General features: G+C 51.4%; 15 protein-coding genes and 1 riboswitch. Of the genes, 10 read left to right on the top strand and 5 right to left on the bottom strand.

Going from position 1 to position 16,492, the window contains the following annotated elements; genetic code table 11:
- The 5 genes from ABC831_RS14665 to ABC831_RS14685 all read right to left on the bottom strand — a co-directional run bounded on the left by ABC831_RS14665 (position 1) and on the right by ABC831_RS14685 (position 4,253).
- Positions 1 to 714: an energy-coupling factor transporter transmembrane component T family protein gene (locus ABC831_RS14665; protein WP_343248856.1), complete on the bottom strand. Its 714-nt coding sequence runs from the start codon at positions 712 to 714 to the stop codon at positions 1 to 3.
- Positions 689 to 2,170: an ABC transporter ATP-binding protein gene (locus tag ABC831_RS14670; protein WP_343248857.1), complete on the bottom strand. Its 1,482-nt coding sequence runs from the start codon at positions 2,168 to 2,170 to the stop codon at positions 689 to 691. Before ABC831_RS14670 ends, ABC831_RS14665 begins: the two co-directional genes overlap by 26 nt.
- On the bottom strand, positions 2,163 to 2,747 hold the full coding sequence (locus ABC831_RS14675; protein WP_343248858.1) for an ECF transporter S component: 585 nt from the start codon (positions 2,745 to 2,747) through the stop codon (positions 2,163 to 2,165). The genes ABC831_RS14670 and ABC831_RS14675 overlap by 8 nt, the downstream gene beginning before the upstream one ends.
- A gap of 32 nt (positions 2,748 to 2,779) precedes the next feature.
- Positions 2,780 to 3,424 carry a YkoF family thiamine/hydroxymethylpyrimidine-binding protein gene (locus ABC831_RS14680; RefSeq protein WP_343248859.1) on the bottom strand — a complete coding sequence of 215 codons (645 nt, stop codon included), beginning with the start codon at positions 3,422 to 3,424 and terminating at the stop codon, positions 2,780 to 2,782.
- 116 nt (positions 3,425 to 3,540) lie between these two features.
- Positions 3,541 to 3,641, bottom strand: a riboswitch (TPP riboswitch).
- Positions 3,642 to 3,731: 90 nt separating this feature from the next.
- Positions 3,732 to 4,253, bottom strand: a complete 522-nt coding sequence (locus ABC831_RS14685; protein WP_343248860.1) for a nitroreductase — start codon at positions 4,251 to 4,253, stop codon at positions 3,732 to 3,734.
- Positions 4,254 to 4,806: 553 nt separating this feature from the next.
- On the opposite strand from ABC831_RS14685, the gene ABC831_RS26545 reads away from it, so the two are divergent.
- The 10 genes from ABC831_RS26545 to ABC831_RS14740 all read left to right on the top strand — a co-directional run bounded on the left by ABC831_RS26545 (position 4,807) and on the right by ABC831_RS14740 (position 16,489).
- Complete coding sequence (locus ABC831_RS26545) at positions 4,807 to 5,475, top strand: rubredoxin (protein WP_425524592.1); 669 nt, start codon at positions 4,807 to 4,809, stop codon at positions 5,473 to 5,475.
- Positions 5,475 to 6,092 carry a rubredoxin-like domain-containing protein gene (locus ABC831_RS14700; protein ID WP_343248861.1) on the top strand — a complete coding sequence of 206 codons (618 nt, stop codon included), beginning with the start codon at positions 5,475 to 5,477 and terminating at the stop codon, positions 6,090 to 6,092. The genes ABC831_RS26545 and ABC831_RS14700 overlap by 1 nt, the downstream gene beginning before the upstream one ends.
- A gap of 964 nt (positions 6,093 to 7,056) precedes the next feature.
- Positions 7,057 to 8,721 (top strand): propanediol/glycerol family dehydratase large subunit, encoded by a 1,665-nt coding sequence (locus ABC831_RS14705; RefSeq protein ID WP_343248862.1) that lies wholly within the window; start codon positions 7,057 to 7,059, stop codon positions 8,719 to 8,721.
- Positions 8,722 to 8,732: 11 nt separating this feature from the next.
- Positions 8,733 to 9,368, top strand: coding sequence for a propanediol/glycerol family dehydratase medium subunit (locus ABC831_RS14710; protein ID WP_343248863.1), 636 nt, complete (start codon positions 8,733 to 8,735; stop codon positions 9,366 to 9,368).
- Positions 9,369 to 9,371: 3 nt separating this feature from the next.
- Entirely contained in the window at positions 9,372 to 9,764 is a 393-nt protein-coding gene (locus tag ABC831_RS14715) for a diol dehydratase small subunit (RefSeq protein ID WP_158355686.1), read from the top strand.
- Positions 9,761 to 11,587: a diol dehydratase reactivase subunit alpha gene (locus ABC831_RS14720; protein ID WP_343248864.1), complete on the top strand. Its 1,827-nt coding sequence runs from the start codon at positions 9,761 to 9,763 to the stop codon at positions 11,585 to 11,587. The genes ABC831_RS14715 and ABC831_RS14720 overlap by 4 nt, the downstream gene beginning before the upstream one ends.
- On the top strand, positions 11,571 to 11,915 hold the full coding sequence (locus ABC831_RS14725) for a glycerol dehydratase reactivase beta/small subunit family protein (protein ID WP_343248865.1): 345 nt from the start codon (positions 11,571 to 11,573) through the stop codon (positions 11,913 to 11,915). The genes ABC831_RS14720 and ABC831_RS14725 overlap by 17 nt, the downstream gene beginning before the upstream one ends.
- The gene (locus ABC831_RS14730) at positions 11,912 to 13,009 is read left to right on the top strand and encodes a cob(I)yrinic acid a,c-diamide adenosyltransferase (protein WP_343248866.1); all 1,098 of its coding nucleotides are present in this window, start codon (positions 11,912 to 11,914) and stop codon (positions 13,007 to 13,009) included. The genes ABC831_RS14725 and ABC831_RS14730 overlap by 4 nt, the downstream gene beginning before the upstream one ends.
- Before the next feature lie 45 nt (positions 13,010 to 13,054).
- Complete coding sequence (locus tag ABC831_RS14735) at positions 13,055 to 15,580, top strand: glycyl radical protein (protein ID WP_343248867.1); 2,526 nt, start codon at positions 13,055 to 13,057, stop codon at positions 15,578 to 15,580.
- A 114-nt stretch (positions 15,581 to 15,694) separates the two neighbouring features.
- Positions 15,695 to 16,489, top strand: coding sequence for a glycyl-radical enzyme activating protein (locus tag ABC831_RS14740; RefSeq protein ID WP_343248868.1), 795 nt, complete (start codon positions 15,695 to 15,697; stop codon positions 16,487 to 16,489).
- The last annotated feature ends 3 nt before the right edge of the window (positions 16,490 to 16,492 follow it).

A 16,492-nucleotide genomic window follows, 5' to 3' on the forward strand; every position in this document is an offset into this window, starting at 1 on the left:
TTATAAGAAAACCAACCCTGCGGTCAGAAATCCTGTTGTACCAAGAAGGAAAAGGATGTCCACGGCCCGTAGCGGCACGCAAAACGCGACTGCCCGGGGAACGCCTCCCTCGAAGCCGCGGGACTCCATAGCCATAGCCAGACTTTCTGAGCGTTCCAGGGCATGGACCAGCATGGGGAAAATCCTTTTTGGAGAAAATGCGGAAGCCTTGATCCCCCGTACCTTCAGCGCGGCGCCAACTGTGGCGTATTCACTTCGAATCGTGGGAAAGAAATGATAAGCCGCAAGAATGCCATACGCAAATTTGGGCGGCAGGTGAAACTGCTGCATCAGGCTCATAACCAGTTCCATGGAATTCGTAGTGAAGGCAAAAAGCATACCCAGCCCTCCAAAGGCCATAATACGTGACGCCAGTTTCAAGGCCGTAGACCAGGAAGTGGCGTAAAGAGTCCGCTGATCGACCATGCGCACGGCAATCTCTGCCTCCTCAGAGGAGGAAAAAAACAATCCTGTCATGAACATACCGGCAGCAGTCAGCAGAAAAGGCAGAAGAGCAAGCAGCAGACGCCGGCGGTTTACTCCTGGGGTAAGGAAAGTAACCGTCAGGGCAGTGAGCGCGACCAGAATGTTCAGCGTGGTACAATAGGTCAATGACAGCAGCAGGGAGGCAATGATCAGGGTCAGCAGTTTAAAACCCGGATTTAGTTTCGTCATAGTGAATTCCCCTTTCAGCGGCGTAATGATCCAGATCATCGGTTGACATCGGTGTGAGCCTGCCGTCCTCCAGCAGCAGGATCTGATTGGCGAACGCCCGGGCCAAAGCCAGATCGTGGGTGGCGATGACAGCGGTCAGGCCCTGCCTGACCCGCTGGTTCAAAAGCTTCAGAATCTTGCGGCTGGAACGTTCATCCTGGGCGTAAGTGGGTTCATCCAGCAGCAGCAACGGCCGGTCCCCGGCCAGCATAGACAAAAGGGCCAGCCGGCGCTGCTGTCCCTGGCTTAAGGAATAGGGAGATACTTCCTTAAGAGACAGCAGCCCGAATTCATCCAGCAGATCCTCCGCCCGTTTCTGAAGAACGGCAGCGTCAGCGCCAGGATCGATTACACGCAGGGTAGTCAGCACCTCTTCCTGAACCGATAGTGTGAGAAACTGAAACCTGGGATTCTGGAATACCAGTCCCGCCCGGCCGTCTACCAGCAGTTCTCCTTTGTATTTGCCCACTCCGGCCAGTGCGCATAAGAGGGTGGTTTTTCCGCTGCCATTCTGCCCAATCAGAGCCGTAACGCTGCCTTTTTTCAGCTGGAAGGTGAGGCCGTCGATTACAGTTTCCTTTTCATACTTAAGAGCCAGGTCTTTGGCACGGACGATAGCGGGAGAGCAGGGGGCGGTCTCAGGCGGTGTAATGCCGGTAAGCCAGTGATTATCCAGAAACAGTCCGTGTCTGTCGAACAGTTCGCGATAGGATTCCAACTGATCCGGCAGAAGATTATCATTTACCAGTGTTCCCTGCCCGTCCATCAGAGCGATCCGGCTGATAAAAGAGCGCCAGCAGCCGGGATTATGGTCCACGATCAAAAGGGTAAGCCCCTGCTGGTTCAACTCTTTTAGTTTTTCTGCCAGATGAACACAGGCGGCAGGGTCCAGATTGGCAAACGGTTCGTCCAGCACGAGAATCCGGGCGCCGGTGGCCAGAGAGGTGGCCAGGGCCAGCTTCTGTTTGGTTCCGCCGGATAAGGTATGGATGGGGGCTGCGCCGATTGCTTCTAGCCCTGAGAAATGAAGCAGTTCCCGCATCCGCTCCTGCAGATCGCCCTCATAATTCATATTCTCCAGTGCGAACAGAATCTCATGATCCGGCCGCCCCATACAGAACTGGTTATCTGGATTTTGAAACAGGATGGAAATCTCCTGAGCCCGTTTGCTGGGCGGCATCTGTGAGACGGGACGGCCATCGATCAGGATCTCTCCTTCCAGACTGCCCGCGTACTCCGGGTACAGGCCCGCCAGACAATAGGCCAGGGTACTCTTACCGCAGCCGGAAGGTCCCATGAGAAGGACCGCCTCACCCTGATCCACATGAAAAGACAGACTCTCGAACACAGGCCCGGCCTGGGCCCCATAGCGGAAAGTCAGATTCCGGCAGGAGAGGATCGGACGGCTGCTATGCATGTGCTCTTCCCAGCGCATAGCTCTTAAGCAGCCCTGTTTTCGCCAGACCATCACCCATCAGTTTGCACAGGATACCGGCGAAGAGGACAGAGCTGACCAGACGGATCAGGAACATTACGATCAGCAGCTTCACAGACAGCAGCCCATATCCGGAGCGGACAAAGCTCCACAAAAAGCTGGTGATACAACAGCCTGCAGCGGCCAGATTCATAGTAAGGGCGTCAAATTTTTTATAACGCCAACCCGCAAAGACAAGTTCGCCGCCTGCGCCCTGGATTATTCCGGCCACGATTACCATAGGTCCGTACATATTTCCCATCAGCACTTCGATCAGAGCGGCAAGAACCTCAGAGACGATGGCAACGCCGGGTTTCTGAAGGATATAAGCGGCCAGGGTGGAAGCCATGAACCAGACGCCAAAGACAATCTCATTGGCCAGAGGCGCCAGGCCAAAAGGGGTCAGGGCAGTGCTTAAGAAAGAGGCCAGATACACCCCGGCCAGATAGACGACACCGAATACAATGCAGAGCATTGCGACAAAAATTACTTCGTGAAGCTTCCATTTAAATTTACTCATGTTTCCATTCCTCCTAAAGATATACCAAAATTTTATAAATCTTCTTCCAAATCTTCTTCCTTTGTGGGACTGTTGACCGAAATCGTAAAGTGCAGAATATAGTGCGGTACCGCCTGTTCCATCCGATGACAGACATTTTCCAGAAAATCAAAAATCTGATGGATATCCCCGGAAATCCTGGTCGCATAATGAATCGACTGCGGATGCAGCCCCGCGTCTTCCGCCATATGATAGACACCGGCGATATGATCGATATAATCACTGACGCCCATGGGATAAAGAGCCAGCTTACAAAGCGCCGGAAACCCTTTCTCCCTGACCTGCGAGTTAGGAGCTGGGCCGTCAAAGCTCAGCAGGCTGTCGCCATCGCAGTCACCGGGACATCCTTTGGAAAATTGCCCTTCCATCGCCATATGGATGCCGGGCTTAAATGCATGGACAAAAAGCCCCCGCACAGCGTCCACTACATAGGGCAGGCGCCCCCGATATACCGTAGACAGGGCATCCGACTCACTCCATACTGCGGAAGTGTCGGTGTATGTAAGCGCCCCCAGAATAATCGGCACAAAATCACGATCCATCGGATACAGGGAAAAACGGCAGCCCGAAATATCCAGACCGGTTCCCCTCCCGGACCACGGCAGATCCTGCCCGCCACAACAGCAAGATTGTTGCATCACACATCATCCTTTCCCAATTAAATTAAGTTCTAAAGGTAAAAAAATATAAAATAAAAAAGGATGGCATTTTCCGCAAGAAAACACCATCCTTTAATATCAAGGTATAATAATACGATGTTTTAGAATTGCTTCCCTACGCTGGTACTAACCAAATCAGGTTCAAAGGGTCAGAATTAAATCTTCTCAGCTCCGAAGAGTTCCCCTAGAATTCTAATTAAAATTATAAAATTGTATGGCAACAAATATACGCTGTTCTCCACATGTTGTCAAGAACTAAAAAAAGTACAAGAATGATACGGTCCGCTTATTTTACATGATAAACATAGGAACTTTTCCTGGGCTTAGCTGCCGGCTCGGCACCATCCACATATCCAACAATACAATGCCCGATTCCCTCATAATCGCCCTCAATCCCCCAGTCCTTCAGCAATGCCTTTCCCTCCGGACTGTCGAACTCCTCCTTAGCCCTGTGAATCCAGCAGCTGCCAAGCCCCAGATCATGAGCCGCCAGCATCATATTTCCCATCACGAGGCTGCCGTCATATAGATAAGTCGAACGTTTCCGGTCTGCCAATACGACCAGAACTGCAGGCGCTCCATAGAAAGGGTCCGTCCCGGTCCCCATAATACCTGCATTCATACGGGACAGCCGGTCCCGGATATTTTTATTCGTCACTGCAACAATAATCGGGGACTGGGCACCCATACCGGTAGCCGCATAAGTCCCGGCTTCCACAATCTGATCCAGCAGTTCATCCGGAACTATATCCGGCTTATAAGAGCGAATACTTCTTCTGGTTAAAATAGCATCCATAACCTGACTCATGGCAATACCTCCTGATTCGAATCCATGTATGATAGAAACAACGGTGTAAAACAACAGTGGGAGAATTCTCACTTATTTCGTTAAAATTCAATATCTTAATTATAATACAATCTCACATATTTTCAAGATGATCATAGCAGAAAGGACTGGAGTAAGCATAGCTGAAAATATTAGAACAAAAAGAAGGAAACGAAAGGATTATAGTTTCCCCTGGGATTCACTGATAAAAAATAGTAGCGCTCGAAAATACCTCGCTGACTATTTTTCATGCATCGCACATAAGCGGCTATAATACAGCCGCAAGTGCTCATAGCAATAAAAAATAGTAGCGCTCGAAAATACCTCGCTGACTATTTTTCATACATCGTACATAAGCGGCTATAATACAGCCGCTAAGTGCTCACAGCTATAAAAAATTGCGGAGGTGATTACACAAATAGGAAGTATGGGATGTAAGGAAATATAAAATAGTAATAATTACTATTACTGTGATTAAGTCACAGAACTATGAGATGCAAGATGGTAAAATAAAACAAAAAGGAGGTAAGAGATAATGAAAACGTATGTATGTACAATCTGCGGCTTCATCTATGAAGAGGCCGGAGGCATCCCGAATGCAGGAATAGCACCGGGAACCAGGTGGGATGAGTTGCCGGCGGACTGGGTATGCCCGTTGTGTGGAGCGGCAAAATCAGAATTCAGGGAACAGGGAGCCGTCCCTACCGCAGCAAAACCAGCTACTGTGATAGAGATGGACCAAGACAGGAAAGAGCTTTCCCCATTAGAAATGAGTGCGTTGTGTTCCAATCTGGCAAAAGGATGCGAAAAGCAGTATAAAGCCCGGGAAGCAGCCTTGTTTACGGAGCTCGCCCAATACTTTAAGGCTGGTTCTGCCCCTGCAGAGGAAGCGCAGACGAAGAATCTAATATCCCTCATTGAAAAAGATCTGGAGGAAAGATTCCCTTTGGCTAATGCAGCATCTGCCGATGCAGAAGACCGTGGCGCATTGCGTGCGCTGGTATGGAGCGAAAAAGTGACCCGTATCCTAAAATCCCTTTTGGCCCGATATGAAAAAGAGGGGGATGCCATGCTGGAGAACACAGGCGTGTATGTATGCACGATCTGTGGGTTTGTATACATTGGGGATACTCCCCCGCAGATATGCCCGGTATGTAAAGTTCCGAATTGGAAATTTGAAAAAGTAGAAGGGAGGGCATCCTGATGACGAAACAATACGCAGTTAGAAATATACGGTTATGCACCAAGGATTGTCTGTGCCTCTATGTCTGTCCGACCGGTGCAACAGATACGGAGAACAGCATCATAGATGTCAATAAATGTATTGGATGTGGAATATGCAGGGATGCCTGCCCATCCGGCGCTATTTCTATGGTACCGGTGGAACTTCCGCCCCAGCAGGGTCATGCCGAGGCGGTTACAACGGCGCTCCGGGCCATTATGCACAGCAAATCAGAGCAGGAAAGTATTGCGGCGTCACTTCCGGGGCGGCTGGCAGCCGCTATAGAGCAGTCCAACCGCATTATGGCGGAGGATATTATCCGTGAATCCGGATATATGCTGCCCCAAAGTGCCAATGCCCGCATTTTCCTGGAAAAGCTCCTGGACACACAGCATAGGGAAGGATTCCCGCGTTCCGCCGCAGAAGAACTATTATCCATGCTTAAGACAAATGAAGAGATCGAAAGCGTCAAAACAGAAAAATGGAAATGCAGTGTTTGCGGCTATATTCACGAAGGACCTATGCCGGAGAATTTTACCTGTCCCCGCTGTAAGCAGCCTTCCAGTGTATTTGTAAAGCTTAAGGAAGAAAACGCATAATATACTGCTGCCGAATGAAATGTACATAAGTTTCGTCCTTTATAGATAATTTATACAGCCAAAAATAGTTTATATCCAAAATAACCATAACAGGCCTGCGTCAAACAAGGAAACACCGAAGGCGTTTTTGAGCGGGCGGCGGACTGGACGCTGGGCAGGGAAGGGCTGGCTGGTTTCCTGTCCGGGCTGGCTTAAGTCTTACGATGGCAGCAGTTTAGGAAAATACAAAGCCGGATTCAGTATGCCTGGCGGATTTCATGTCCGACAGGCAAAAACCTCTTAGCCGGGAGCACAACAGGTGTTCCCGGCTAAGAGGCTTGGTTCCTGAATCCGGCTTCCGTAATTTCCTTAACTGCTGCCATCGTAAGACTTAAGCCGGCCCGGACAGGAAACCAGCCAGCCCTTCCCTGCCCAACACCCAGTCCGCCGCCCGCCCAAAAGCGCCGCTGGTGTTTTCGCCCCTTATTCGCAGTGATTCCCCTCAATACTTGTTGGATTGTGTTGGATTTGTGTGGAAATTTCTTTGTTTTGTGTTGACATTTCAGTTGGTATTTTATATAATTGTACTAACAGAAAACTCGGAGAAGTATCCTCTTTTCCAAGTAAAAATAGGATTTACGGATACCTGGTATACAGGTCAAAATTCCGGGTATACCTTATGGAGCAGCGAAAGCTGCGACCCCGCCCGCAGGGCATGCGTTATGGTATGCTGTAAAGTATACCTTATGGAGCAGCGAAAGCTGCGACCCCGCCCGGAGGGCATGCGTTATGGTATGCTGTAAAGTATACCTTATGGAGCAGCGAAAGCTGCGACCCCGCCCGGAGGGCATGCATTATGGTATGCTGTAAAGTATACCTTATGGAGCAGCGGAGGCTGCGACCCCGCCCGGAGGGCGTGCGTTATGGTATGCTGTAAAGTATACATAAGAATCAGAGAAATGAATCTAAAATAAAGGTGAAATCTATGAGCAGATCAAAGAGAATCAATGTTTTGAATGCAAGGCCGGTGAATCAGGACGGATTTATCGACGAATGGCCGGAAAAAGGATTTATCGCTATGAAAAGCCCCTACGATCCCAAGCCTTCCATAACCATCCGGGACGGAGTGATCGTAGAATTAGACGGAAAGAAACGGGAAGACTTCGACTTTATCGACCAGTTCATCGCGGACTACGCGATCCGGATCGACCGTGCCGAGGCCTCTATGGAGATTTCCTCCCTGGAAATCGCACGGATGCTGGTAGATATCCGGGTTTCCCGAAAAGAGATATTGAAAGTGGTGTCCGGTATCACTCCTGCCAAGATGGTGGAAGTGATCAATGAATTGAATGTAGTGGAAATGATGATGGCTATGCAGAAGATGCGGGCCAGAAAGACGCCTGCGAACCAGGCGCACATCACGAACCTGAAGGATGATCCGGCTCAGATCGCGGCGGACGCGGCGGAAGGAGCCTTAAGAGGTTTCCGGGAAGAGGAGACCACCATGAGTACCGCCAGATACGCTCCGTTTAATGCCATCGCCCTGCTGATCGGCGCGCAGGCCGGCAGAAGGGGTGTGCTCACCCAGTGTTCTTCGGAGGAAGCGACGGAGCTGGAGCTGGGAATCCGCGGATTCACCACCTATGCCGAGACGATCTCTGTGTATGGAACCGAGCAGGTATTTGTGGACGGGGATGACACCCCTTATTCCAAGGCGTTTTTGAACGCCGCTTACGCATCCAGAGGATTAAAGACCCGGTTTACATCCGGGGCGGGTTCCGAAGTGCTGATGGGAAATGCGGAACAAAAGTCCATGCTGTATCTGGAATGCAGATGCCTGTATGTGACCAAAGGCGGCGGTTCCCAGGGAATCCAGAACGGATCGGTCAGCTGTATCGGCATACCGGCCAGCGTGCCTTCCGGTATCCGGGAAGTGTTGGGAGAGAATCTGGTGGCTTCCATGCTGGGATTGGAGTGCGCATCCTCCAACGACCAGAGCTTTTCCCATTCCGATATGCGGCGTACGGCGAGAACCATGCTGCAGTTTATGCCGGGAACTGATTTTATATTCTCCGGTTACGCGGGGGAACCCAACTATGACAATATGTTCGCGGGCTCAAACTTTGACGCCGAGGACTTTGACGATTATAATGTATTACAGAGGGACATGCAGGTGGACGGCGGCCTTCGTCCGGTGAAGGAAGAAGAAGTGATTGCCGTCAGGAACAAAGCGGCCAGAGCGGTTCAGGCGGTGTTCCGTTACCTTGGTCTGACAGAGATCACCGATGAACAGGTGGAAGCCGTCACTTATGCCCATGGCAGTAAGGATACGCTGTCCCGGGACGCAGCTGCGGATCTGATCGCTGTGGAAGAGATGATGAACCGGGGTGTCACCGGTATCGATATTGTAAAAGCGCTGGACGAGAGCGGATTTTCCGATGTGGCGGAAAGCATCCTGAGTATGTTAAAGCAGCGTGTGGTCGGAGATTACATGCAGACGTCGGCGATCCTGGATACGGATTTCCATGTGATGTCCGGAGTAAACCTGCCGAATGATTATCTGGGGCCGGGTACCGGATACCGGGTCAGCGGTGATCGCTGGGAAGAGATCAAGGCGATTCCCCACAGAATCGACCCGAATCAATTTTAGGAGGTGTATCCATGGAAATCAACGAGCAGCTGATCAAACAGATTACGGAAATCGTAGTAAAACAAATCAACGGTCAGGGGAGCGAAAATCAGCATCCCCAGACTCCGAAAACCTCCTATGAAGGATATCCGGTGGCCCGTAAAGGTACCGATCCCAAGGAAGTGGTGATCGGCGTAGGGCCGGCTTTTCAACGGGAAATCAATTATACCATCAACGGTCTTGATCTAAAGGAAGTGCTGAAAAATATCGAGGCGGGAATCGAGGAAGAAGGGATGGTGCCCAGAGTGGTGAAGATCCTGAAAACCTCTGATGTCTGCTTTATGGGGCTGGAAGCCGCCAAACTGAGTGGTTCCGGTGTGGGAATCGGCCTGCAGTCCAAAGGCACGGCCGTCATCCACCAGAAAGACCTGTATCCGTTGTCCAATCTGGAGCTTTTCCCTCAGGCGCCGTTAATGACCCTTGAAAGCTACCGGATGATCGGGGCGAACGCGGCCAAGTACGGAAAAGGGGAGAAAGTTACTCCGATGGAAGGACGAAACGATCCCATGGTCCGGGCTTCCTATCAGGTAAAGGCAGCGCTGATGCATATCAAGGAGACGGAACAGGTAGATAAGAATATTCCTTATATCGAATGGGCGGAGGTATAGAGCATGAGATATCCGTTAGGAGAATATGAAGCGGATTCGATCCGCTCCAAAACAGGAAAAAAATTAGACGAAATCACTTTGGATGAGATCCGCAAAGGGCATGTCTCACCGGAGGATATTAAAATATCCAAGGAAATGTTGTATAATCAGGGGCAGGTAGCAAAGGACAGCGACAATCCTGCTCTGGCAGCGAATTTTGAACGGGCATCGGAACTGGTGGATGTACCGGATGATGTGATTTTACACATGTATGACAAGCTGCGGCCGAACCGCTCCACGAAGTTAGAGCTGGTGACGATCGCAAAGGATCTTCTGGAAAAATATCACGCGCCGAATTGTGCGAAGCTGGTGCTGGAGGCGGCGGATATCTACGAAAAGAGAGGGATTCTTCTTTGAACTATATCGCAGGCGTAGACATTGGCAATTCCACAACAGAAGTCTGTATCGCAGCTTTCGAAGACGGCAGGCTTCATTTCCTGGGAAGCGCATCGAAGATGACGACCGGAACCAAGGGGACCCAGGCCAATGTCGCAGGAATTCTGGCCGCTTTAAAAGAGGCCTGTGAAAAACTGAATATGTCTGCCGGTGAGATATCGCTGATTCGTATCAATGAGGCGGCCCCGGTAATCGGGGACACCGCTATGGAGACGATCACGGAGACGATTATTACGGAATCCTCCATGATCGGGCATAACCCATCCACCCCGGCAGGTGAGGGGCAGGCGGTGGGACGCACGATTTCCCTCAGACATCTGAAACAGGGCAATTCCTACACGCCTTATATTGTCATGGCGGATAAAAGCCACTCCTATGAAGAAGTGGCGGATACGATGAACCGCTATGCGCAGGCCAGAAATGTGACCGGGATGATTCTGCAGGCGGACGAGGCGGTGCTGGTGGAAAACCGTCTGGAACGCAAGATCCCTATCGTGGATGAAGTCCGGTATATGGAAAAGATCCCGGAAGGGAAGCTGGCGGCACTGGAGGTGGCTATGGCCGGTTCCAGCGTGCATATGCTGTCGAACCCATACGGAATCGCGACGCTACTGGAGCTTGACGCCCAGGAGACAAAAATGGTCACACCCATAGCCAAAAGCCTGATCGGCAAACGTAGCGCTGTGGTGATAAAGACACCTCACGGCAATGTCCGGGAACAGATCCTGCCGGCAGGTGAGATCTACATAGAGGCAGAGAATGACCAGACCGTGAATATCGACGCGGGAGCGGACGCCATCATGCAGGCGCTGTCACAGGCCGGCGAGATCAGGGATATTCACGGGCAGGAGCAGACAAATGTAGGAAACATGCTGGTCCGGATCAAAAAGGGGATGAGCACGGTTTCTGATGAGGATCAGGAAGAAATCCGCATCACGGATCTGCTGGCTGTGGATACGCTGGCGCCGGTGGTCATATCAGGTGCCCTGGCAGGGGAAACCTGTCTGGAGAAAGCGGTGGGAATCGCCGCCATGGTAAAAACCAGGCAGCTTCCCATGGAAAAGATCGCGGATGAACTGCGAAGACAGCTTAAGACGAAGGTAAAGGTAGCGGGTGTGGAGGCGGTAATGGCTTCGCTTGGCGCTATGACAACGCCGGGAACCAGGCTTCCGCTTGCGATTTTGGATCTGGGCGGCGGTTCTACGGACGCGGCGGTAATGACCTCTAAAGGAACCGTGCGGATGGTACATCAGGCAGGAGCCGGCGAGCTGGTCACCATGCTCATTCAGACCGAGCTGGGGCTTCACAGCAAAAATACAGCGGAACAGATGAAACGGTACCCGCTGGCTAAGGTAGAGAGCCTGTTCCATATGCGGTTGGAAAGCGGAGCGATCGAGTTTTTTCCGGATGCGATTGAACCAAAATATTTCGGCAGTGTGGTGCTGCTGACCGGAAAAGAAATGATCCGGATAGACGAAGATATCCCGATGGAAAAGATCGTCGCGGTGCGGCGGGAAGCCAAACGGAAAGTATTCGTGACCAATGCTGTCAGAGCGCTTAAGGCAGTGGCGCCGGAACAGGATCTTAGGAATATACCGAACGTCGTATTGGTCGGCGGATCGGCGGAGGATTTTGAGATACCGGAAATGCTGATGGAAAAATTTGCCGAATACCGGATCGTCTGCGGCCGGGGCAATATCCGCCGGACGGAGGGCCCCAGGAATGCGGTGGCCACCGGACTGGTTTTGTCTTATCTGGGTGATAGCCATGTTGATGATGAATAAACCAAGTATTTTTATCTATATATCCGATGCCAGGATGGATCTGCTTTTGGAGATCTGCGCTGGAATCGAAGAAGAGGGTGTGCCCTACGAGGTGCGGGAAATGCCGATGCAGGATGTGGACGCGTTGGCATATGCCGCGGCGGAGGAGTCGGTTCTCGGTTCCGGAATCGGAATCGCAGGGGATACGGCTGCGATGCAGCTTCGGAAGATTCCGAAAGGGCAGAATATATTTAAGATCGTACATCCCGGCATGGAACAGTGCCGCGCATTAGGGGCAAACAGTGCCAGGGCGGTCAAACGCCAGAAATTTAAGGGGAATGACGTATGAGCATTTATACTAGAACCGGCGACAGTGGAATGACCAGTCTTATGAAAGAAAAAAATATATCAAAATCCGATGACCGGATCCAGCTGCTGGGGACCATTGATGAGCTGACCAGCAACCTGGGGCTTGTGAAGGCAGACACGGACCAGACGAATGTTGTGGAGTTTCTGGAGCGGATTCAGAATAATCTGATGACGGTTATGGCGAAGGTGGCGGACCCGTTTAATAAGGATTACCGGCTGAATAAGGATGAAGTCACAGCTCTGGAGCAGGAGATCAACCGCCTGGAGAGTCTGTTTGAGCGGGAAAAAAAGTTTATCCTTCCCGGTAAGACCAGACGGTCGGCGCAGATGGATGTGGCCCGGACTGTGGCCAGAAGGGCGGAGCGCTGGCTGGTGGCTGTGGATAAAAAATACGGCGGCGACCAGGTCATAAAACAGTATATGAACCGGCTGGCCGATTATCTCTATATGTTGGCCAGGTATACAGATTACTCTGAAAGCAACCGGCAGAAAGATCAGCCGGAAGCCCTTGCGAATTCCCGGGAATCAGCGGCACCTGCCGGTTCCGGCCTGAATACACCGGCGCCGGGCGGGAACGAACAGACGGAGGGACAGGACAAAATGCAGATGAAAGAAATGAATGAGGCACTGGTGCAGGCTGTCCTGCACAGGCTGGGAACTCCCGGCCGTGTGGGTCTGGACCTGGCGAAAAAGCTGATCGAGAAAATAGAGCTGCATGCGCTGCAGATGGGGCTTCCTTCCGTGATCGCCATCTGTACGCCGGAAGGCAATCCGGTGGCGGTTCATGTGATGGACGGCGCGTTCCTGGCGAGCTTTGATATAGCGATGAAGAAGGCGTACACATCGGTAGCGGTGAAAATGTCTACGATGGAGTTAAGCGCGTTAGCGCAGCCGGGCGGTACCTTCTACGGTGTGGATAAGGCAGACAACGGCCGGCTGATTATCTTTGGCGGCGGCATCCCGTTAAAAGCGGGGGATACGATTATCGGCGGCCTTGGAATCAGCGGCGGAACCGGAGAGCAGGATCATGAGCTGGCAGAGTATGGACAGCAGGTATTAAAGGAACTGCTGTAAGTTGCGTATGTTTTTCATCCGATCACATATCAGGAGGTACGAGCAGTGAATAAATTTTATGAGGACGATATAGAAAAGAGCCCGAGAATTCAGAAACTCATCGATCATCTGTATGAGAAATTGCCGGTGATCGAGGCTGACCGGGCTGTTTTGCTGACTGAAAGCTATAAAGAGACGGAAGGGGAACCGGTGATTACCAGAAGGGCCAAAGCCTTCCACAAGATCTGCACGAAGCTTCCCATTACCATCCGGCCGGATGAGCTGATCGTAGGAAGTAACAGCATTGCGCCCAGAGGCTGCCAGGTTTTTCCGGAGTATTCTTTTGAGTGGCTGGAAAAAGAATTTGACACGGTCGGGACAAGAGATGCTGATCCGTTCTATATGTCGGAGGATACGAAGAAAAAACTCCATGAAGTGTATCAATACTGGAAAGGGAAGACGACCAGTGAACTGGCCACTTCCTATATGGCGCCGGAGACTCTGTTGGCTATGGAACACAACATGTTTACTCCGGGGAACTATTTTTATAACGGGATCGGACATTTTACTGTAAAATACGAAGAGGTGCTGGAAATCGGTTTTGAGGGAATCAGGGCCAAAGCGGAGGCGGAGCTGGAAGCGTGCCGTGTGTCTGACGCGGACTATGCGAAGAGGTCCCATTTCCTGGAAGCGGTAATCTTAAGCTGCCAGGCCGCCATCGATTACGCTTATCGATATGCTGCCCTGGCGCTTGAGGAGGCGGCGAAGGAGAACAGCAGGCAGAGAAAATTAGAGCTGCTTCTGATTGCGCAGAACTGTGCAAGGGTACCCGCGAAGCCTGCCAGAACCTTCTACGAGGCATGCCAGTCCTTCTGGTTCGTGCAGATGCTGATCCAGACGGAATCCTCCGGGCATTCGATTTCTCCCGGACGGTTCGACCAATATATGTATCCGTATTATAAAGCGGATATGGAAGCCGGAAGGGTTACCCGCGAATTTGCCCAGGAGCTGATGGACTGCATCTGGGTGAAATTAAATGACCTGAATAAGGTGCGGGATAAAGATTCCGCGGATGGATTCGCAGGATACAGCCTGTTCCAGAACCTGATCGCAGGAGGCCAGGATGAAGAAGGAAATGATGTGACGAACGATCTGTCTTTTATGTGTATCGAGGCGTCCATGCATACCCAGCTGCCCGCCCCCTCCCTTTCCGTACGGGTGTGGAACGGCACGCCGGATGAATTCCTGATCAAGGCGGCGAAACTGACCAGGACCGGTGTGGGGCTTCCGGCTTATTACAATGACGAGGTGATCATTCCGGCTCTGATGAGCCGCGGAGTTACGATAGAGGATGCCAGGACTTATAACATCATCGGCTGCGTGGAGCCCCAGAAGGCCGGCAAGACCGACGGATGGCATGATGCCGCATTCTTCAATATGTGCCGTCCGCTGGAGATGGTATTCTCAAGCGGGATGGAAAACGGTGTCCAGGTGGGGGTAAAAACCAAGGATATCGCTGCTATGAAGACTTTTGCTGAATTTATGGATGCTTATAAAGAGCAGATGAATTATTTTATCGGGCTTATGGTCAATGCGGATAACGCCATCGATGTGGCCCATGCGGAGCTCTGCCCGCTTCCGTTCCAGTCCTGTATGATCGACGACTGTATCAAACGGGGAAAATCACTGCAGGAAGGCGGGGCTGTCTATAACTTCACCGGTCCGCAGGGGTTCGGTATAGCCAATATGACAGATTCCCTGATGGCGGTTAAAAAACTGGTATTCGATGAGAAGAAGCTTACGCTGCCGGAATTCAAAAAAGCGTTGGACGACAACTTCGGGAAGGGCTTAAGTGAACAGCAGCTGCAGACGCTTACCACCCGGATTGCCAAAGAAATGGTCCAGGCCGGTCAAAGCGTAGGGCCCGGGGAAATCCGGGTGATCTATGAGACGGTAAAAGAAAACAAAGTATCCGAAGCGGATAAGAAAAAATATGACCAATTGCTGGCGTGGATCAATGATGTGCCGAAATATGGCAACGACATACCGGAGGTTGATGAGTTCGCCAGGGAAGTGGCATATACCTACACGAAACCCCTGCAGAATTATAAGAACCCCAGGGGCGGGATCTATCAGGCCGGATTGTATCCGGTATCGGCCAACGTTCCGCTGGGCGCCCAGACAGGAGCGACTCCGGACGGAAGGTTCGCAGGTACGCCGATCGCGGACGGTGTGGGACCGGTACAGGGCAAAGATACGAAGGGCCCGACCGCTACGGCGAATTCTGTAGCCAGACTGGATCACATGATCGCTTCAAACGGCACTTTATTTAACCAAAAATTCCATCCCTCCGCTTTAAGCGGCATGGAGGGACTTCAGAAATTTGTATCTCTGATCCGGGCATTTTTCGATCAGAAGGGCATGCATATGCAGTTTAACGTCGTGAGCAGGGAGACTCTGCTGGATGCGCAGGCTCATCCTGAGAAATATAAGAACCTGGTAGTCCGGGTGGCAGGGTACAGTGCTTTGTTTACGACATTGTCCAAATCCTTGCAGGATGATATTATCAACCGTACCGTGCAGGGATTCTGATAAGAAGATTTTCAAAATGTTGGATTGATCAAGCGTTGTAAAATACTATTTTAAATTGTGATTAAAAAATGCGCCCGGGCTGCGTAAAGAATACGCGCAGCCGCTGGAGGTAACATGGATAACAGTGTGAAAAGCCAGACAGGCAGAATATTTGACATACAGAAATTTTCCATCCATGACGGACCGGGAATACGGACCATCGTGTTCCTGAAAGGCTGTCCGCTGCGGTGTAAGTGGTGCTGCAATCCGGAATCCCAGAGCCATCAGATCGAAACGATGACGGTGGACGGGAAGGAAAAGGTCATCGGCCGGGATGTGACGGCAGAAGAAGTGATGGAGGAGGTCTTAAAAGACCGGGCCCATTACCGCCGTTCCGGAGGGGGACTTACCTTGTCCGGGGGAGAGGCGCTGCTGCAGCCGGATTTTTCGGGAGCTTTGCTTCAGATGGCAAAAGAAGCGGGAATCAGCACCGCGCTGGAATCCACAGGATTCGCAGACTTTGCGGTGATCGGGGAGAAGATCCTGCCGTATCTGGATGTATTCCTGATGGACATCAAACACATCAATGAGGCGAAGCATAAGCTGTACACCTCACAGAGTAATGAAACAATACTAAAAAACGCCAGGAAGATCGCAGAAACGGGACAGAACCTGGTTATCCGGGTGCCGGTGATTCCGACCTTTAATGATACGCCGGAGGAGATCCTGGAGATCGCCCAGTTTGCACGCTCGCTGCCTGGAGTGAAGAAAATTCATCTGCTGCCTTATCACAGACTGGGTCAGGATAAGTATGGCCAGCTGAGCAGGGAGTATCTGCTGCCGAATATCGTGCCGCCGGAAAATGACCGGATGCAGGAGCTGTTCGAAGTGGCGAAGACTACCGGGCTGGAAGTGCGGATTGGGGGATAAGGG

Origin of the sequence: Diplocloster hominis, from assembly GCF_032380655.1 — a bacterium.
Lineage (GTDB): Bacteria > Bacillota > Clostridia > Lachnospirales > Lachnospiraceae > Diplocloster > Diplocloster hominis.